Raw genomic sequence first — 18,274 nt, forward strand, 5'->3', positions numbered from 1 at the left:
CCTAGGCGCCGCCAGTACGGTGATCGACATGGGAAGCCACGCCTCGTCCACGCCCGAATCCATCGTCATCGTCGGCGGAGGCGCGAGCGCCGTCTACGTGACGCACGCGCTGCGCGAGCGAGCCGCTGCGCTCGGGGTGCCGGCGCCCCGGATCACCGTCGTGGGGCGCGAGGCCGAGGTCGGTCGCGGCCTCGCCTACGGGCGTGCCGACGACCACCACCGCCTGAACAGCCCCGCGGGCAAGATGAGCCTCTCGGCCACCGATGACGCCGCGTTCCTCCGCTACCTCGACCGCGTCGGCTGGCGGGACGTCGACGGGTCGGCGGCCGGCGCCGGGACCTACGTTCCGCGCCGCGTCTTCGGCGACTACGTCGCTGAGGCGTTCGCCGAGCTGTCGGCGACTCCGGAATCGGGTGTCTCGTTCGTCCACGGCGACGTCGTCGACGTCGTCGAGGTCGTCGACGTCTCCGATTCCGGAGAAGCCGAGGCCACGGCCGCTCCCGTCTCCGTCACGCTCGCCGACGGCAGTGTCCTCACCGCCGACCGCGTCGTGCTCGCACTCGGCAACCCGTCGCCCGGCCCGGTCCCGGCGAACGCCGACCGAATCGTGGACGATCCCTGGGCGCCCGGCGCGCTCGACGGTGTGACCGGCCGCGACCGCGTGCTGCTGGTCGGCACCGGCCTCACCATGATCGACGTGGCGACCTCCCTCGCGCGGCAGGAGCCGGGCGTCCACCTGACCGCGACGAGCCGTCACCTGCTCCTGCCCGCCGTGCATCTCGCCGGCCCCGCGACGCCCGGGCCGGGCCTCGGCGACGAGGTCGCGACGCTGGGCGGCATGGCGTCGCTCTTCGCCGCTCAGTTGCGGGAGGCGAAGGCGGCGGGAGCGCCGTGGCAGACCGTCATCGACGGCATGCGCCCGCAGATGCAGGACCTCTGGCTGCGTCTCTCGATCGCCGACCGCGAGCGCTTCCTCGCACACGGCGCCCGTCGCTGGGACGTCCACCGTCACCGCATGGCCCCGACCGTCTGGGCGGAGCTCTCCGGCCTGATCGAGGACGGCACGCTCACCCTTCGCGCGGTCGACGCCGACGAGCGCTTCGACGTCGCCGTCAACTGCACCGGCCCGGCGTCGGTCGCGAGCTCCGGTTGGAACCCGCTCGTCGACGCTCTCCTCGCGACGGGAGCCCTGACCGCCGACCCGACCGGCATCGGCGTGGCCGCGACGCGGACCGGCGCGCTCGTGGGCTCCGACGGCACGGCCTCCGACCGCCTCTACACGATCGGTGCGGCCCTCAAGGGCGCGCTGTGGGAGACCGTCGCGATCGGCGAGGTGCGCCTCATGGCCTACCGCATGGCCGACGCGATGCTGGCCTCGGCGACCGCGTCGGTCGACGACGCGGCGGAGGTCGTCGCGTAGTCCGGGGCCGCAGGGCTCAGACGGTCGACGCGGCGAGCGACGGCACCAGCGGGAACACGTCGCGGGCGATGCGCTCGAGCTCGGTGTCGAGGGGCGACGACTGGATCAGGAGCAGCGTGAGCCCCGCATCCTGGTACGCCCTGATCCGCTCCGCCACCTGCTCGGGCGTGCCGACCAGGTTCGGGCGAAGGCCCCTGGTGCCCACCGAGTACTCGCGCTTCGACAGCTCGACGTCGAGGTTCGAGTGCGCCCGGAACTCCTCGAACGAGGCGTAGCCGGGGCTGTTCGGGTCGACGTTCGTGATCCGCTCGAGCTCCTTCTGGGCCTCGGCCTCGGTGTCGCGGACGATGACGTAGGCGGCCATGCCGTATTCGCGGAAGCGCTCGCCGTGGATCCGCAGGCGGCGCTCGTCCATGTCGCGGACCTTCTCGGTGACCTCGTCGACGGTGCCGCCGTGCAGCACGTAGCTGTCGGCGAAGTCGGCGATGGCCTCGCGGCCGGCCTCGCTCTCGCCGCCGGCGAAGATCGCGGGCAGGGCCACCGGCTTCGGCTCGAGGATCGCCTGCTCGACCTTCCAGAAGTCGCCGTCGTAGGTGAAGCGATCCTGCGTCCACATGCCGTCGAGGATCTTCACGAAGTCGGAGGCCTGCTCGTAGCGGCGGTCGTGCGTGGTGAAGGCGCCCGCGTACTGCTTGGCCTCCTCTGCCCACCACGCGGCCACGACGTTGAGCGCGAAGCGCGACGCGCCGTCGGGCGTGAGGCCGGCGATGTCGCTGATGGTCGACGTCGCCTTGGCGATCACGGTCGGCAGGTGGAAGCCCGGCCGAACCGCCGTCATGACGCGCAGCTGCTCGGTGACCGCCAGGATCGCGGTCGACAGCGACCACGCCTCGAGCGACGGGGCGTCGATGCCCTTGCGGTCGTTGAGGTAGAGCTCGGGCACGAGGGTGGTGTGGTAGCCGAGGCGGTCGGCCTCCTGCGACACCTGCTTGATGTACGACCAGGCGGCGGGCATTCCCTCGTCGCCGACGTTGCGGAGGAAGCCTCCGTAGACCGGGGTCCAGTAGCCGAAGTGCATGGTCAGTCCTTTCCGATGGACGCATCGACGGTGTCGAGCGCCTGGCCGAGGTCGGCGATGAGGTCTCGCACGTCTTCGAGTCCGATCGAGAGCCGGATCGTGGCACGGGAGAAGCCGGCCTCGCGCAGCTGGTCGGCCTTGAGGTGGCTGTGGGTCGTCGTCGCCGGCTGGATCACGAGGCTGCGGACGTCGCCGATGTTGGCGACGAGCGAGAACACCTTCAGCGAGTCGATGACCGTCGCAACGGCGCCTTCTCCCGCGGCGAGGTCGAACGAGAAGACAGCGCCCGCGCCGTTCGGCAGGTAGCGCTCCGCGAGCGAGCGGTACGGGCTGTCGGGCAGCCCCGGGTGGTTCACCTTCGAGACCGCAGGATGCGCGGACAGGAACTCGGCGATCGCCAGAGCCGAGTCGGACTGCCGCCGCACCCGCAGGTCGAGCGTCTCGATTCCCTGCAGGATCTGGAAGGAGTTGAACGGCGACAGCGACGGCCCCAGATCGTGAACCCACTTCGTCTTCGCGTAGACGAGGAACGCGCTCTTCTCGCGGCCGAAGCGCTCCCAGAGCACGACTCCGCCGACGCGCGTGTACGGCTCGGTGAACTGCGGCCACTTCGCGGGCTCGGCGCCGAAGTCGAACGTGCCGAGGTCGACGATGACGCCGGCGATCGACGAGCCGTGGCCGCCCAGGAACTTCGTGGCCGAGTGGACGACGAAGTCGGCGCCGAACTCCTTCGGGCGCTGCAGGACGGGGGTCGCGAGCGTCGAGTCGATGACGAGCGGCACCCCGGCGGCGTGCGCGATCTCGGCGACCTCGGCCATCGGCAGCACCGTGGCGGTCGGGTTGCCGATGCCCTCGGCGAAGAACGCCCGGGTGTTCGGGCGGACTGCGGCGCGCCAGGCGTCGAGGTCGTCCTGGTCGACGAGGGTGACCTCGATGCCGAAGTCGGCGAACGCATCCGTGAGCAGGTCGATCGTGCCGCCGTAGAGCTGCGCGGGCGCCACGACGTGCTGGCCGGTGCGGACCAGGCTGAGGAGGGTGACCGCGACGGCGGCCTGACCGCTGGCGGTGCCGAGCGCCGCGACGCCGCCCTCGAGTGCGGCCATGCGCCGTTCGAAGACCGACTGCGTCGGGTTGCCGTTGCGGCTGTAGAGGTTGCCGGTCTTCTCGAGGGCGAAGATGGCCTGCGCCGTGGCGAGGTCGTCGAACTCGTAGGCCGCGGTCTGGTAGATCGGCGTGGCGACGGTGTTCTGAGCCTCGCGGGGCACGACTCCGCCGTGGATCTGGGTGGTGGCGGGGCGGTCGGGCGCGAAGGAGTCGTCGGTCACCTCTCGAGTCTGCCTCGCCCGTGCGACAGGCGACAGGTGACGGTTGCATTTCGTAACAAACCACTTCTCTCGGTGTCGGAGAGAGACGATCGGTGTATGACTTCTTCCGCTTCGACAGCACCCCTCGCCCGCATCGAGCGCCTACCGGCCGCCGGCGTCGTCGTCCGCGGCACCGTCGTCGTCCTCGGCGGACGCGGCGAGACCCCCGAGGTGTACGAGCGCTTCGCCGACCGGATCGCCGTCGACGGCTACCGCGTGGTCGCGTTCGGAGACGTCGCCGTCGATCACTCCGGAATGGTGACCGCGGCCGCGGCCGAGCTCGACGCCACCGAGGCGGGACCGCGGGTCGTGGTCGCCTCCGACTCTGGAGTCGCCACCGCCTGGCGCGCGATCGCCGACGGCCGACTGGCCGCGACCGGCGTCGTCTCGGCCGGCGCGCTCACCGAGGCCGGTGCCGGAAGCGTCGACGCCGCGACGGAGATCGAGGAGCGCACCACCTGCCCGGTCCACCGCGGCAAGCTGGCACGCGAGGGCGTCCTGCGCGAGGGCTCGCTCACGAGCACCTCGGCGACCGACGAGGTGGACTTCGACCTCGCCCGCGGCGTCGAGATCCCCGCGCTGGTGCTGCACGGCGACTGCGACGTCATCTCGCACCCCCAGGACGCGTTCGCGGTCTACGACGCCCTGCCCGACGCGCGCCTCTACGCGCTGGAGAAGGGCAAGCACGACGTGCTCAACGACATCACACACCGGCAGGTCGCGGCGGCCGTCGTCACGTTCCTCGAGCGCCTTCGGACCCCGGAGCTCGGGCTCCGCCCGGTCGCGCAGAGCGAGTACGCGTCGCTCTGCGGCTGATCGCGCGGTCGCTCTGCGGCTGAGAGGCACTCCGCTTACACGTTTCTGGGGCGGTTGTCGCCTACTGTGAACTCGGATCACGTTGTTCACACGAGGGGCGGCAATGGCAGAAGACGGCACGAGCGCACTCCCGCGCGCCCGGAGGGCCGCCCGCTCCGGGCAGATCCGGCACGGCAAGCTCCACCACACGCACCCGATCGCCAACGCTCTGAAGCTCGTGGCCGTCGCAGTGGTCGTCGTGCTCGTCTCGACCGGCGGGGTCGCCGCCTACGCGCTCCAGGACGTCCTGGGGTCGACGAAGCCGACAGTCCACCTCGTCCAGCTGCCCGGGCACACCGCCACGCCGCTGCCGTCCGCCCCCGAGGGCGAGACGGTCGGCGAGGTCAACATGCTCGTGATCGGCAGCGACACGCGCTCGGGTCAGGCGGGCTACGGCGACGCGGCCGACCAGGCGGCGTCGTCGGGCGTCGGCAACAACGACGTCGACATCCTGCTGCACATCTCGGCCGACCATAAGAACGTGTCGGTGATCAGCTTCCCGCGCGACCTGGAGATCCCGATCCCGGCGTGCCCGACCTCCTCGGGCGGCTACTCGTACGCGACCGACAAGGCGATGCTCAACACGGCGCTCAGCCGCGGGGGCAACGAGCAGCTCGGCCTGCAGTGCGCCGTGCTCACGATCGAGAAGCTCACCGGACTCAACATCCCCTATGCGGCCAGCGTCACGTTCGCGGGCACGGCAGCCATCTCGACCGCGGTGGGCGGCGTCACGGTCTGCCTCGCGACGCCGATCGTCGACAACAACGTCACCCCGAACCTCAACCTCTCGGCGGGCACCCACACGCTCGTCGGCGGCGAGGCCCTCGCCTTCCTCCGCAGCCGCCACGGCGTCGGCGACGGGTCCGACCTCGGCCGCATCTCGAACCAGCAGGTCTTCATGTCGTCGCTGGCGCGGCAGCTGACCTCGAGCGGCACGCTCACCAACCCGTTCACGCTCTACAAGATCGCCAAGGCCGTCACCGAGAACACCGTCACCTCCGACACGGTGAACGCGAACTTCCTGCTCGGCGTCTTCCAGGCGGTGCGGGCGACCGGTCTGTCGAACATGGTGTTCCTGCAGTACCCGACCGGTGCTGATCCTGACAACCCGAACCGCGTCGTGCCGAACGAGTACGCGGCCCAGCAGGTGAACCAGGCGCTTCTCGCCGACCAGCCGATCGAGCTCTCGGGCACCACGGGCGACGGATCCACCGTCGAGCCGGGGTCGCCCTCCACGACGACGCCGACCACGCCGGCCACGACGGGCACAGGATCGGGCACGTCGACCGGCAGCGGCACCTCGACCGGTTCTGGCACCTCGACCGGCACCTCGACCGGCGCCGCCACGACGCCGCCCACGACCGGCTCGACGTCGACCGTGACGCTGCCGCCGTCCGTCACCGGCCAGACCGCCGCGCAGAAGACCTGCTCGAAGAAGATCCAGTACTGATCCGGGGCCGGCCAGCCGCTCAGGCGGGAGCACCCCGCACGCCGAGGGCCGCCGTGAGCAGCGCGTCCGCCACGTCGGCCTTCGTCCCGGCCGCTTCCGCGACCACGTCGCCCGCGCCCGTGACGAGCACCACCGCGTTCTCGTCGGTGCCGAATCCCTGCGACCAGCCCACCGCGTTCAGGGCGAGCAGGTCGGCGCCCTTCCGTGCGGCCTTCGCGCGGCCGAGGTCGAGCAGCTCGTCGCGTGACGCCGCCGTCTCGGCGGCGAACCCGACCACCACCTGCCCGGGGCGCTTGTCTCGGGCGAGCCCCGCGAGGATGTCCGGGTTCTCCACGAGCCGCAGGAGCAGCGGCCCCCCACCCGACTTCTTGATCTTCCCGCTCTCGACGTTCTCCGGCCGATAGTCGGCCACCGCCGCCGCCATGACCACGATGTCGGCCTCCGTCGCCGCCGAGCGCATCGCGTCGGAGAGGGACTCGGCCGTCGACACGTCCACCACGGAGAGTCGCGGGTGCGGCGCGGGCGGCGGCACCTCCAGGTGCGCGGCGACGAGCGTGACGCGCGCCCCGCGCGCGAGCGCGGCGTTCGCCAGGGCGACGCCCTGCTTGCCGCTGGAGCGGTTGCCGAGGAACCGCACGGGGTCGAGGGGCTCGCGGGTGCCGCCGGCGGACACGAGCACGTGGAGGTTCGCGAGATCCTGCGCCCCGGCCCCCTCGCCGACGAGCGCGAGCGCGGCCTCGACGATCGCCTCGGGCTCGCTCATGCGCCCCGGGCCGGAGTCGGCGCCGGTCAGCGCGCCCGAGTCGGGGCCGACGACCGCGTAGCCGCGCGAGCGGAGCGTCGCGACGTTGGCCTGCGTCGCCGCGTTGGCCCACATCTCGGTGTGCATCGCGGGCGCCAGGAGCACGGGAGCCTTCGTCGCGAGGATCGTCGTCCCGAGCAGATCGTCGGCGAGCCCCGCGGCGAGCTTCGCGAGCGTGTTCGCCGTCGCGGGCGCGACGATGACGAGGTCGGCGGACTGTCCCAGAGCCACGTGTCGGACCGCGGCGACGTCGTCGTAGAGCGACGCGGTGACGGGGTTGCGGCTCAGCGCCTCGAGGGTCGGGAGCCCGACGAACTTCAGCGCCGCCTCGGTCGGCACCACGTGCACGTCGTGCCCGGCCTTCACGAGCAGCCGGACGACGCCGACGGCCTTGTACGCGGCGATGCCGCCGGTGATGCCGACGACGACGGTGAGGCGGTCCATGGGTCCAGTCTGCCCGCTCCGCGCGGCGGCGCCCGCTAGCGTGGACACCGTGTGCACCGTCGTCGTGAGCCTCGAACCCGATTCCGCCTGGCCGGTCGTGCTGCTGGGTCTACGCGACGAGGCCGTCGACCGTCCCTGGGACTCCCCGGGCGCGTGGTGGCCGGAGCTCCCCGGCGTGCGGGGCGTCCGTGACCGCGAGGCCGGCGGCGCCTGGCTCGCGGTCGACGACGCGTCGTCGCGCGCGGCCGTCGTCCTCAACCGCCACGAGCAGGTCGCCGAGCCCGAGGGCGGCTACACCACGAGGGGTGTGCTGCCCCTCGAGGCCGTCTCGGGGCGCACCCGGGCGCAGGAGCCGACGACCCGCGCCTTCAACCTCGTCACCGCGTCGCCCGACGGAATCCGCTTCACGTCGTGGGACGGCCGCACCCTCGCGTCGCACGACCTCCGCCCGGGAGTGCACATGATCACGCACGAGGGGCCTGATGTCGCCACCGTCCCGCGGGAGCTGCGGTGGCTGCCGCGGTTCCGGGAGGCGTTCCGGCCCGAGGTCGCGCCCGCGCCCGACGCCGCGCCGAGCGGCGTCGCGCCCGCCAGCAGCGCGGGTGACGACGCCGGCTCGTGGACCCCGTGGCTCGACGTCCTCCGCGAAAGCTCGTCGCTGCCGACGGACGACGACGAGGCGCTGTTCCGCAGCGACGAGGTCGACGGCCACCGGTACGCCTCGCTCTCGGTGTCGCTGCTCGCCCTGCGCCCCGGCGAGGTCGTGCTCCGGCACGCGCGGCTGCCGCACCCCGGGCATCTGGAGGGGCCGCTCGACTGGCAGTGAGTCCCGCGGCGGACCGCCCGGAAGGCGCGCGCCTACGCCGTGGCCCGCAGCGCCCGCGGCACTGCGCGCCCGCTGACCCCGAGGGCGACGAGCGCGAACACCCCTGCGACGCCGAAGCACGCCACGAACGCCGCGGGCGACCCCGCACCGCCGAGCACGCCGAACGCGGCGCCCGTGACGGCGAGCACGACGGCTCCGCCCGACGACTCCGAGATCGTCAGCGCCGACGAGTTGAACCCCTTCTCGTCGTCGCCCGACCAGCGCAGCGTCAAGACCGAGAACCGCGGATACATGAACCCCATGCCGAACCCGGCCACGGCCCAGGCGACGATGATCACGCCCGGCGTGAGGTGCCACAGGGGAGTGGCGAGGGCGGCCGCGATGCCGATCACCACGAGCGAGACTCCGATCCTGATGCCTCGAAGCTGCCCAGGCCGCGGCCCGAGCCGCCCCTGCACCCAGCTCGCGAACGCCCAGCTGACGGCGCCCGCGGTGAGGGTGACGCCGGAGGCCGCCGGCCCGAACCCGTAGAGCGACGACAGCAGGTAGGGGATGTACACGTCGCCGCCCGTGAACGCCGCGCTCACGAGGCCGCGCAGCAGCACGAGCGTCGGCACCCCCGCGCCCGCCAGCAGAGCCCGCCGCGGCAGGAGAGGCCGCAGTGCGACGGCGAGGAGTGCGACGGCCAGGACGATGACCGGCACGGTGGCCCAGGCGGGCACCTCCGACAGCAGGTTGAGGGCGACGACTGCGGCGGCCGCGGCGAGCGACCACAGGATCCGGCCCGCGCTCCACGGCACACGCTCCTCGCCCGCGGCGGTCGCCGGGCCCGCCACCCGGCCGAGGCTCGGCGCGATCATCGCCACCGCGGGCACGCAGGCGGCCAGCGCGCCGAGGAACACCCAGTGCCAGCCGAAGGCCTGGGTCACCGATCCTGCGATCACCGGCCCGACGAGCCCCGGGATCACCCACGCGGCCGCGAACCCCGCGAAGACGGAGGGGTGCAGCTCGGGCGGGTAGAGGCGGGCCACCATCACGTAGAGGCCGACGATCATGGCGCCGGATCCGAATCCCTGCACCAGACGGCCGATCAGCAGCACCTCCATCGTCGGCGACCCCGCCACGATGAGCAGCCCGCAGCCGAACGTGATCATCGACGAGATCACGACGACGCGGGGGCCGGAGCGGTCGGCCCAGTTGCCGGCGACGACCATGCCGACGACGCTCGTGGCGAGCGGGGCGGCGAACGCCAGCGAGTAGAGCGCCTCGCCGTGCAGCTGACGCGCGACCGTCGGCATGACGGTCGTGACGGCGAGCTGCTCGAACGCGGCGATGCCGATGAGGGCGCACATGCCGAGCGTGACGAAGAGGTGCTCCCGGCTGAAGACCCCGCGTGGAGGGGCTACAGCGGCGGTGCTCATGCGGCCAGCCTACGTCCCGTGTCACACACGGTCACATTGGGGAGCCGCTTATGCGATTCATAGACCTGGGGAGAACACTCATGAGCGTACGAAATCGTCCGGAGACGAGCGGAGAGACCCGATGACCGATCGACAGCTGCACCTCGGCGTGATCCTGACGGGCGCCGGAGGCCCCGGCCGCCCCAAGACCTGGCTCTACGACGACCTGCCCCTCGACTCCAGCGTCAACGTCGACTGGTACATCGAGCTCTCGCAGCTGGCCGAGAAGGGCAAGCTCGACCTCGTCTTCATCGTCGACAGCCAGTTCATCACCCCGAACTCGCCGCCCCACTACCTCAACCGGCTCGAGCCGTTCACGCTCCTCGCAGCGCTCGCCGTGTCGACGAAGAACATCGGCCTCGTCGGCACCGCGACCACGTCGTACAACGACCCGTTCAACCTCGCCCGCCGCTTCGCCTCGCTCGACAACATCAGCCACGGCCGCGCCGGCTGGAACGTCGTCACCTCGGGCGACTCCGGCACCGCGGGCAACTACGGCCGCGACGAGCACTACGACTACGACACCCGCTATGGCCGTGCCCACGAGGCGATCGAGGTCATCCAGGGCCTCTGGGACTCGTACGAGGACGACGCGTTCCCGCGCGATCGCGCGACCGGGCAGTTCTTCGACCCGTCGAAGCAGCACGCGCTGAACCACGAGGGCACGTACTTCCCGAAGGTCGTCGGGCCGCTCAACATCCAGCGCTCCGAGCAGGGCTGGCCGGTGATCTTCCAGGCCGGCGACTCCGACCAGGGGCGCGACCTCGGCGCGGCGCTCGGCGAGGGCATCTTCACCCACGGCGAGAGCTTCGAGAAGACGAAGGCCTTCCGCACCGACCTGCGATCTCGCGCCGAAGCCAAGGGCCGCGATGCCGACTCCGTCATCATCCTGCCCGGCGTCCGCTTCTTCATCGGCGACACCGACGAGGAGGCTCGCGCTCTCGAGCAGCGCGCCAACGACATGAACTGGGACTTCGACCGCGCCCAGGCCGAGTTCGGCCGGGCGTTCGGCTGGCACGACTTCAGCCAGTACGACCCCGAGGCGCCGTTCCCCGACGTGCGCGAGATCGCCACGCTCGCCTGGAAGACCCAGGCCGACGAGGTCACCGACACCGCGCTGCGCGAGGGTCTCACCCTGCGCCAGACCGTGGAGCGGTTCGCCGCACCGCGCCGCGGCCACTTCGTCGGCACGGCGCAGCACGTGGCCGACCTCATCGAGGAGTGGTTCACCGGCGAGGCGACCGACGGCTTCAACATCTACGTCGAGCAGCCCGCGCAGTTCCGCCGCTTCGTCGAGGAGGTCGTGCCGATCCTGCAGCAGAAGGGCATCTTCCGCACCGAGTACGAGGCGTCGACCCTCCGCGGAAACCTGGGGCTGCCGATTCCCGCGAACCGCTACACGGCCGCCCGCGAGGCGTCTCGCGAGCACGCCGCGATCTCGTAGGCGACTCCCAGCCGATCCATCGACTCTCGAAAGGCCCCGTTCTACGACGGGGTCTTTCCTAGTCTCATGACGACCTACGCCACCCGCGCCGACACCCGGGTGGCGACCGGGTCGCATCCTGCACCCTCGGGCCCGGCTCCCGTCGAGCGCGGCGGCGCGGCGGACCGCAGGATCGGGTGGCTCCTCGGGGCCGTCGTCTTCACGGCCGCCTTCGTGCTCTCGTGGGTCCCCTCGCTGTGGGGCGACGAGGCCGCGAGCATCCTGTCGGCCGAGCGGCCGTTGCCGAGCCTCTTCAGGATGCTGGGGCACGTCGACGCCGTCCACGGCACCTACTACCTGTTCCTGCACTTCTGGATCGACGCGTTCGGCGCCTCGCCGCTCTCGGTGCGGCTGCCCGCCGCGATCGCGACCGGCGTGGCCGCCGCCGGGCTGTACTTCGTCGCGCGGATGCTCACGACGCGGCCGGTCGCCGTCGTCGCGGTGCTGATCTTCGCGATCCTGCCGCGGACCGCCGCCTTCAACGACGAGGCCCGCTCGTACGCGTTCGGCGCGGCGATCGCCGTGTGGCTGCTCTTGCTGCTGCTGCGGCTCGTCGCCCGACGGACCCTCGCCGCCGGCTGGTGGGTCGCCTACGGCGCCCTGCTGTGCCTGGGCGTCTACACGTTCCTCTACTTCGGGCTCTTCGTCGTCGTCCACGCCGTGCTGCTCGCGCGTGCGCGCGTCGGGCGCCGCGTGTGGCGACGATGGGCCCTCGCCACGGGCGCCGCCGTGGTCGCGGCCTCGCCGGTCGTGTTCTTCAGCGTCGCCGAGCGCAACCAGGTCGCGTTCCTCGCCGGCCGCTCGACCGACAGTCCGTTCTCGGTGCTCGTCACGACGTTCTTCACGACGACCTCTCTGGCAGTCGTGTCGTGGGGGCTCGTGCTGGTCGCCGTGGCCTTCGGCGTCGTGGCGGAGGTGCGGCGGCGGCGCTCGGCCCGGCGATTCGCCGCGCGGGGCGGCGTGGGCGGGCCCCGGGCCGGGGCGGGCGAGCGCGAGCTCGACGGGCTCACGCGGCCACTGCTGCCGGGAGCGACGCTGGTCGGGGTGGTGTGGTTCGTCGGCCCTCTGATCCTGCTGTTGGTCGGGAACCTCGCCATCGCCGACTACAGCCCGCGCTACCTCTCGTACTCGGCGGCGGGCGGCGCGCTCCTCATGGCGCTGGGGCTCGCCCGGCTGGCCGACGTGGCCGCCCTGGGCCTTCACCGGGCCAGTGCCCTGGGCGCAGGAGCAGGCCTCACGTCTCTCGGCCGACGCTCCGCGCGCTGGTTCGTCGTCTTCGGGGTGGCGAGTGCCCTCGTGCTCGCGCTCGAGGCGCCCGTCTACGCCGCCACCCGCACCCCGAACGCCAAGAACAACAGCGACTGGCAGCAGATCAGCGAGGTGATCGGGAAGCACGCCGCCGCGGGGGAGGGCGTGGTCTTCGACGACACCGTGCGGCCGTCGCGGCGGACTCGGCTGGCGATGGAGACCTACCCGGCCGGATTCACGGGGCTCACGGACCTCACGATCAAGACGCCCGTGGCCGCCGGCGACACCTGGCACGACACGGCGTACAGCGTCGACCAGGCGCTCGCGCTCGGGCGGTTCGACGGAGTGAGGACGGTCTGGCTGATCGACTACGCCGTCGGCGGGAAGTCGGACGACCACTCGCTGGCCGCACTGGAGGCGGCGGGGTATCGCGTCGTCACGACCTACTCGACGCACCGGTCGGCGATCGTGGAGCTGACGCGCGGCTGAGTCGGCGCGGAGACCCGGGCGGATAATCGTCTGGTGACCCTCGCCTCCGCCACCGGCCCTGCCCGAACGCTCCCCTCGAGGTACACGCACCGCTACGGGATCCTCGCGATCTGCTGCATGAGCCTGTTCATCGCGTCGATGGACGCCACCGTGGTCAACGTCGCGCTGCCGTCGATCGGGCGCGAGCTGCACTCGACGATCTCCGGGCTCCAGTGGACGATCGACGGCTACACGCTCGTGATCGCCAGCTTCCTCATGCTCTCGGGGTCGACGGCCGATAAGTTCGGGCGACGCAGGGTCTTTCAGATCGGATTGACGGTCTTCGTGATCGGCTCTCTGCTGTGCAGCCTCGCGCCGTCCGTGCCGATCCTGGTGGCCTGCCGGATGCTCCAGGCGATCGGCGGATCGATGCTCAACCCGGTGGCCCTGTCGATCATCTCCGCCACCTTCACCGACGGCGCTCAGCGCGCCCGGGCGGTCGGCGTGTGGGGTGCAGTCGTGGGCATCTCGACGGGCTTCGGCCCGCTCATCGGCGGCGCGCTCACCGACAGCGTCGGGTGGCGGGCGATCTTCTGGATCAACATCCCGATCGGCATCGCGGCGATCGTCCTGACCTTCGCGTTCGTACCCGAGTCGAAGGGCGGTCGTGCGCGGAAGTTCGATCCCGTCGGACAGGCGCTGGTCATCGTGCTGCTCGCGTCGGTGGTGTCCGCGCTCATCGAGGGGCCGCGCTTCGGGTGGGCCTCCGGCGTGACGATCGGGCTGTTCGTCGTCGCGGCTCTCGCGCTCGTGGCGCTGTGGCGGTACGAGGGCTCCCGCGACGACCCGCTGCTCGACTTCCGGTTCTTCACGAGCATCCCGTTCTCGTCGGCGATCCTCACGGCCGTCTGCGCGTTCGCCACCCTGGGCGGATTCCTCTTCCTCACCGCGCTGTACCTGCAGGAGGTGCGCGGCTTCAGCCCGTTCGTCGCCGGGCTCTGCACGCTCCCGCTCGGGCTCGGCCAGCTGGTCTGCGCGCCGCTCGCCGGGCGGCTCGTCTCGGTGACGGGAACCCGTCGGCCGCTCGTGCTCGGCTCCTCCGGGCTGGCGGTCGGCGCGATCCTGCTGCTGCTCACCGGGGCGACGACGCCGATCCCGTTCCTGCTCGTCATCTACGCCCTGATCGGATGCGGTCTCGGGCTCATCAACCCGCCGCTGACCAACACGGCCGTCTCGGGCATGCCGCGATCGCGCTCGGGATCAGCCGCGGGCGTCGCCTCCACGGCCCGCCAGACGGGCGTCTCGCTCGGCGTCGCGCTCGCCGGGACGATCACCCGGGTGAGCGGAGCGACGAGCGTCGGGGCGGGGTTCACGCAGTCGACGACGGCCATGTGGTGGGTGATGCTGGGGTTCGCCCTCGTGATCCTGGCGCTGGCGTTCTGGTCGAACTCGGCGGCGGCGACGCGGTCGACCCAGCGGATCCAGGCGCTGCTGACGGACGGCACCGGGGCGGTGCGAGCGCAGCGCCCGTGAGACCCGGCTCGCGCCCTCTCGTGCGGGCGCGCTACAGGGCCGGGTCGGAGTCGGGCTCGTCGAGGTAGTCGTCGAGCTCGAGGCTGGTCGGGTGCTCGGGCTCCGTGCCGTCGGGCACCGGATCGTTCGAGACTCGCGGTGACATGGTGTGACCTTCGCTCGAGATGGTTGTGCGCGTCCACGCTAGACGCGACTCGGCCCCCCCGGCAAGGGCGGCTGGCCGCGAGGCGACAGGGCGACCGTCGGCCGAAGGCCTCCGGAGCTAGAGCTCGACGACCTCGAACTCGAGGAGGTCGGCTCCGGTGGCCACGGGCCGCTGGGCGCCGGCACCGCCGTGGTGCTCGTCGCTCGGCGCGGGGCCGTCGCCGTGCTGGCCGCCGTGGTGCGGCGCTGCGGCGTGTGCGCCCGATGGCGCGGCGTGCGCGCCCGAGGGGGCGGCGTGCGCCGCCTTCGCGCCGTCCGCGGCCCAGGCCTGGAAGCTCTCCTCGTCCTTCCACGTCGTCACGACGAAGTACCGCTCGTCGCCCTTCACCGGCCGCAGCAGCTGGAAGCCCTCGAAGCCGTCCGCCGAGTCGACGGCGTGCTTCCGCGCGGCGAAGCGCTTCTCGAGCTCGGCTCCGTGCCCCTCGGGCACGTGGATGGCGTTGATCTTGACGACGGACATTCAAGGACTCCTTTGCGGGCGGCGTCCACCGAGCGTATCGGCGGCGGCTGGCAGGAGTCTCGGATCCTGCGCCCGCCGGGTCGACGCCGAGACCTGCGGGGTCAGCCGCCGATCGACTCCCACGAGCCGGCGTCGGCCGACGCGAGGACGGCGTCGATGATGCGTGCGGCGCGGAGCCCGTCGCGGAACGTCGGCAGCCCCTCCGGCAGCGGCGCTTCCGAGTGCGCCTGCCGCGACCTCACCGCGGCGTAGGTGTCGCCGAGGAACGCCGAGAAGGCGTCCGGGTAGCCCTGCGGGTGCCCCGCCGGCACCAGGTCGAGCCGCTGCTGGTCGCCCGCGACGGCCCCGGATGCCCGCTCGAGGATCCTCGCGCCCTCGTCCGTGCCCATCCACACGCTGTTGGGGTTCTCCTGGTCGAAGGCCGCGCTCCCGGCCGTGCCGTCCACTTCGACCCAGAGCCGGTTCTTGCGCCCCGCCGACACCTGCGAGATCACGGTGTTCGCGGTCACGCCGCGCGCGGTCACGAACGTGGCGACGGCGGTGTCCTCCGTGGTGACGGGCATGGTCGCAGGAGCAGCGGGGCCGCCCGACGAACCTCCCGATCCTGCGCCCTGAACCTCGCTCGCGGAACTGAACGACGGCCCCGACGGGACGGGACGCTCGGGGTACGCGATGCTCGTGACGGCCGACACCCGCTCGAAGCGCTCACCGGAGATGAACTCGGCGAGGTCGCACCAGTGCGAGCCGATGTCGGCGAACGCGCGTGACCGGCCGCTGGCGGCGGCGTCGACGCGCCAGGAGGACGACTTCGGGTCGAGCAGCCAGTCCTGCAGGTACGAGCCGTGGACGAGCAGGACGTCGCCGAGCTCTCCGGCGGCGCGGCGCGCCCGGAGCTCGCGGACGAGCGGGTGGTAGCGGTAGACGAACGGCACGGTCGCCACGACGCCGGCGCGGTCGGCGGCGTCGACGAGCTCCTGCGCCTGGGAGGAGTCGAGAGCCAGCGGCTTCTCGCACACGACGTGGACGCCGGCCTCGAGAGCGGCGAGGGCGTAGCCGTGGTGCGTCGCGTTCGGCGTGCAGATCTGCACGACGTCGGGCTTCGCGGCGAGCACTTCGTCGAACGACGAGAAGGCGCCCGGAACGCCCCACTCGGCGGCGAAGCGCTGCGACTTGGCGGCGCTCGAGCCGAGGACGCCGATGACGTCGGCCCCCGCGTCGCGCGCCGCTCGGCGATGGACCGCGCCGATCATGCCTGTGCCCACGATCGCGACTCGCAGAGGTGAGTGAGTCATGGTGCTCCTTGGGGTCGGCGTCGCGTCATCGAGATCGCTCTCGTCGATCCTGGCCGGACTTCTGGCGACTGTCAAACAAAAGTACCGTTTGCGGCGTCAGAAGTCGTGTCGCCCGCGCGTCCGCGATACGTTCGACGTGCCGGGCGTCCCGGCGCATCGTCGACGGAGACAGGAGACCCCCGGCTCATGAACGCACCCGACCCCGATCTCGCAGGACTCGTGAGCCACGGGTTGATTCCTCCGGGGGCCGAGCCGGAACGCGTGAGCACGGGCTGCATCTGGTCGGAGGGGCCGGTCTGGATTCCGGAGCTCCTCGCCGTCCGCTGGAGCGACATCCGCACGAACCGCATCATGCAGTGGTCGTGGGAGTCGGGCGACACGGTCGTCTACGACGCCGACCCGCAGTTCACCAACGGGCGCACCCTCGACCTCGACGGCAGCGTGCTGCAGTGCTCGCACGGGCGTCGCCGCGTCGAGCGCGACCGCGGCGGCGAGGTCACGGCGATCGCCACGCAGTGGCAGGGGCATCGGCTCAATTCGCCCAACGACATCGTGGTGACGCGCGACGGCGCGATCTGGTTCACCGACCCCGACTACGGCATCACGCAGCCCGACGAGGGTCACGCCGGGGAGCTCGAGTACGGCGACCACTGGGTGTTCCGGGTGGCGCCCGGGTCTGCCACTCCGGAATCGGACCCGGTGCCGGTCGTGACGGACTGCGTCAGGCCCAACGGGCTGGCGTTCTCGCCCGACGAGTCGACGCTCTACATCGCCGATTCCGGCGACGGCGCCCAGCGCATCGTCGCCTACGACATCTCGCCGGCGACACCCGCTGCGGCCACCACGGGCGAGGGCGACCAGGGCGCAGGATCGGCGGCTCCGACCGTGGGCCCGCCGCGCCTCTTCGCCACGCCGCGCCCCGGCACCCCCGATGGCATCCGCGTCGACGTCGACGGCAACGTCTGGTCGTCCAGCGCGGCCGGCGTGCAGGTGTACTCGCCCGAGGGCGAACTCCTCGGCGGGATCCCGGTGCCCGAGGTGAACTCGAACCTCTGCTGGGGCGGCCCGGACGGCACGACGCTGTTCATGACGGCGTCGACGAGCCTCTTCCGGATCCCGACGCTCACGAGGGACGCCCATCAGCGCTGGTGACGATGCCCCGCACGCCGAAGCGCCCGCCACCGGAGGGTGACGGGCGCTTCGAGACGCGAGGAACTACAGGGTGATGAGGCCCTGGGTCTTCGTGGTGGCTGCCGTGTAACGAGCCTGGACGTTGTCCCAGGAGACGATGTTCCAGAACGCCTTGACGTAGTCGGCGCGGACGTTCTTGTAGTCGAGGTAGTAGGCGTGCTCCCAGACGTCGAGCATGAGCAGCGGGACGAGGCCGAAGGGGACGTTGCCCTGCTGGTCGAACAGCTGGAAGATCGACAGCTTCTCGCCGAGGATGTCGTAGGCGAGGACGGACCAGCCGGAGCCCTGGACGCCGAGCGCGACGGCGGTGAACTGGGCGGTGAACTTGTCGAACGAGCCGAACTGGTCGTCGATCTGGGCGGCGAGGTCGCCGGTGGGCTTGTCGCCGCCGTCGGGCGACATGTTGGTCCAGAAGATCGAGTGGTTCACGTGTCCGCCGAGGTTGAACGCGAGGTCCTTCTCGAGCTTGTTGATGGTGGCCAGGTTGCCGGACTCGCGGGCCTCGGCGATCTGGGCGACGGCGGTGTTCGCGCCGGTGACGTAGGTCTGGTGGTGCTTGGAGTGGTGCAGCTCCATGATCGTGCCCGAGATGCTCGGCGCGAGAGCCGAGTAGTCGTACGCAAGGTCAGGAAGGGTGTATTCAGCCACGTTTCCGCTTTCTCTCGATTGTGATTCCAGCCTAGGATCTCAAGTGCA

General features: G+C 71.7%; 15 protein-coding genes. 8 read left to right on the forward strand and 7 right to left on the reverse strand.

Annotated elements, in window-relative coordinates:
• The first annotated feature begins 28 nt into the window (after positions 1-28).
• Positions 29-1,420, forward strand: a complete 1,392-nt coding sequence (locus tag C8E83_RS18825) for an FAD/NAD(P)-binding protein (protein WP_147430251.1) — start codon at positions 29-31, stop codon at positions 1,418-1,420.
• 16 nt (positions 1,421-1,436) lie between these two features.
• Here the strand turns inward: C8E83_RS18825 and C8E83_RS18830 are convergent, their stop codons facing one another.
• Together C8E83_RS18830 and C8E83_RS18835 are read right to left on the reverse strand one after the other, a co-directional pair.
• Entirely contained in the window at positions 1,437-2,498 is a 1,062-nt protein-coding gene (locus C8E83_RS18830) for an LLM class flavin-dependent oxidoreductase (protein WP_121371599.1), read from the reverse strand.
• Positions 2,499-2,500: 2 nt separating this feature from the next.
• On the reverse strand, positions 2,501-3,823 hold the full coding sequence (locus C8E83_RS18835; RefSeq protein WP_121371600.1) for an O-acetylhomoserine aminocarboxypropyltransferase/cysteine synthase family protein: 1,323 nt from the start codon (positions 3,821-3,823) through the stop codon (positions 2,501-2,503).
• Positions 3,824-3,919: 96 nt separating this feature from the next.
• On the opposite strand from C8E83_RS18835, the gene C8E83_RS18840 reads away from it, so the two are divergent.
• Both C8E83_RS18840 and C8E83_RS18845 read left to right on the forward strand, forming a co-directional pair.
• Positions 3,920-4,678, forward strand: coding sequence for an alpha/beta hydrolase (locus C8E83_RS18840; RefSeq protein ID WP_211331735.1), 759 nt, complete (start codon positions 3,920-3,922; stop codon positions 4,676-4,678).
• A gap of 103 nt (positions 4,679-4,781) precedes the next feature.
• The gene (locus C8E83_RS18845) at positions 4,782-6,167 is read left to right on the forward strand and encodes an LCP family protein (RefSeq protein ID WP_121371601.1); all 1,386 of its coding nucleotides are present in this window, start codon (positions 4,782-4,784) and stop codon (positions 6,165-6,167) included.
• Between the two features lie 19 nt (positions 6,168-6,186).
• Here C8E83_RS18845 and coaBC read toward each other — a convergent pair whose 3' ends face one another.
• Positions 6,187-7,413 (reverse strand): bifunctional phosphopantothenoylcysteine decarboxylase/phosphopantothenate--cysteine ligase CoaBC, encoded by a 1,227-nt coding sequence (coaBC, locus tag C8E83_RS18850; protein ID WP_121371602.1) that lies wholly within the window; start codon positions 7,411-7,413, stop codon positions 6,187-6,189.
• 49 nt (positions 7,414-7,462) lie between these two features.
• Between coaBC and C8E83_RS18855 the strand changes: the two genes are divergently transcribed.
• On the forward strand, positions 7,463-8,239 hold the full coding sequence (locus C8E83_RS18855) for an NRDE family protein (protein WP_170160015.1): 777 nt from the start codon (positions 7,463-7,465) through the stop codon (positions 8,237-8,239).
• 32 nt (positions 8,240-8,271) lie between these two features.
• Here C8E83_RS18855 and C8E83_RS18860 read toward each other — a convergent pair whose 3' ends face one another.
• Positions 8,272-9,660, reverse strand: coding sequence for an MFS transporter (locus tag C8E83_RS18860; RefSeq protein WP_121371604.1), 1,389 nt, complete (start codon positions 9,658-9,660; stop codon positions 8,272-8,274).
• Positions 9,661-9,781: 121 nt separating this feature from the next.
• On the opposite strand from C8E83_RS18860, the gene C8E83_RS18865 reads away from it, so the two are divergent.
• From C8E83_RS18865 to C8E83_RS18875, 3 genes are all read left to right on the forward strand, one after another.
• On the forward strand, positions 9,782-11,143 hold the full coding sequence (locus tag C8E83_RS18865; protein WP_121371605.1) for an LLM class flavin-dependent oxidoreductase: 1,362 nt from the start codon (positions 9,782-9,784) through the stop codon (positions 11,141-11,143).
• 66 nt (positions 11,144-11,209) lie between these two features.
• Complete coding sequence (locus C8E83_RS18870; RefSeq protein ID WP_121371606.1) at positions 11,210-12,919, forward strand: glycosyltransferase family 39 protein; 1,710 nt, start codon at positions 11,210-11,212, stop codon at positions 12,917-12,919.
• A gap of 33 nt (positions 12,920-12,952) precedes the next feature.
• A complete protein-coding gene (locus C8E83_RS18875; protein WP_245981835.1) occupies positions 12,953-14,431 on the forward strand; it encodes an MFS transporter in 1,479 nt (492 codons plus the stop codon).
• Between the two features lie 262 nt (positions 14,432-14,693).
• Here the strand turns inward: C8E83_RS18875 and C8E83_RS20120 are convergent, their stop codons facing one another.
• Positions 14,694-15,095, reverse strand: coding sequence for an antibiotic biosynthesis monooxygenase family protein (locus C8E83_RS20120; RefSeq protein ID WP_121371607.1), 402 nt, complete (start codon positions 15,093-15,095; stop codon positions 14,694-14,696).
• A gap of 101 nt (positions 15,096-15,196) precedes the next feature.
• On the reverse strand, positions 15,197-16,387 hold the full coding sequence (locus C8E83_RS18885; protein ID WP_121371608.1) for a Gfo/Idh/MocA family protein: 1,191 nt from the start codon (positions 16,385-16,387) through the stop codon (positions 15,197-15,199).
• Positions 16,388-16,573: 186 nt separating this feature from the next.
• Here C8E83_RS18885 and C8E83_RS18890 point away from each other — a divergent pair, with 186 nt between their 5' ends.
• On the forward strand, positions 16,574-17,539 hold the full coding sequence (locus C8E83_RS18890; RefSeq protein ID WP_121371609.1) for an SMP-30/gluconolactonase/LRE family protein: 966 nt from the start codon (positions 16,574-16,576) through the stop codon (positions 17,537-17,539).
• Between the two features lie 63 nt (positions 17,540-17,602).
• On the opposite strand, the gene C8E83_RS18895 is transcribed toward C8E83_RS18890, so the two are convergent.
• Positions 17,603-18,226, reverse strand: a complete 624-nt coding sequence (locus C8E83_RS18895) for a superoxide dismutase (RefSeq protein WP_121371610.1) — start codon at positions 18,224-18,226, stop codon at positions 17,603-17,605.
• Positions 18,227-18,274 lie beyond the last annotated feature (48 nt).

The sequence above is a fragment of the Frondihabitans australicus genome (assembly GCF_003634555.1).
Classification (GTDB): Bacteria; Actinomycetota; Actinomycetes; order Actinomycetales; family Microbacteriaceae; genus Frondihabitans; species Frondihabitans australicus.

Coding starts and splice junctions, on each gene's coding strand:
- C8E83_RS18890 (WP_121371609.1), top strand. CDS start 16,574: ATGAACGCACCCGACCCCGATCTCGCAGGACTCGTGAGCCACGGGTTG.
- C8E83_RS18825 (WP_147430251.1), top strand. CDS start 29: ATGGGAAGCCACGCCTCGTCCACGCCCGAATCCATCGTCATCGTCGGC.
- C8E83_RS18840 (WP_211331735.1), top strand. CDS start 3,920: ATGACTTCTTCCGCTTCGACAGCACCCCTCGCCCGCATCGAGCGCCTA.
- coaBC (WP_121371602.1), bottom strand. CDS start 7,413: ATGGACCGCCTCACCGTCGTCGTCGGCATCACCGGCGGCATCGCCGCG.
- C8E83_RS18860 (WP_121371604.1), bottom strand. CDS start 9,660: ATGAGCACCGCCGCTGTAGCCCCTCCACGCGGGGTCTTCAGCCGGGAG.
- C8E83_RS18885 (WP_121371608.1), bottom strand. CDS start 16,387: ATGACTCACTCACCTCTGCGAGTCGCGATCGTGGGCACAGGCATGATC.
- C8E83_RS18845 (WP_121371601.1), top strand. CDS start 4,782: ATGGCAGAAGACGGCACGAGCGCACTCCCGCGCGCCCGGAGGGCCGCC.
- C8E83_RS18870 (WP_121371606.1), top strand. CDS start 11,210: ATGACGACCTACGCCACCCGCGCCGACACCCGGGTGGCGACCGGGTCG.
- C8E83_RS18830 (WP_121371599.1), bottom strand. CDS start 2,498: ATGCACTTCGGCTACTGGACCCCGGTCTACGGAGGCTTCCTCCGCAAC.
- C8E83_RS18865 (WP_121371605.1), top strand. CDS start 9,782: ATGACCGATCGACAGCTGCACCTCGGCGTGATCCTGACGGGCGCCGGA.
- C8E83_RS20120 (WP_121371607.1), bottom strand. CDS start 15,095: ATGTCCGTCGTCAAGATCAACGCCATCCACGTGCCCGAGGGGCACGGA.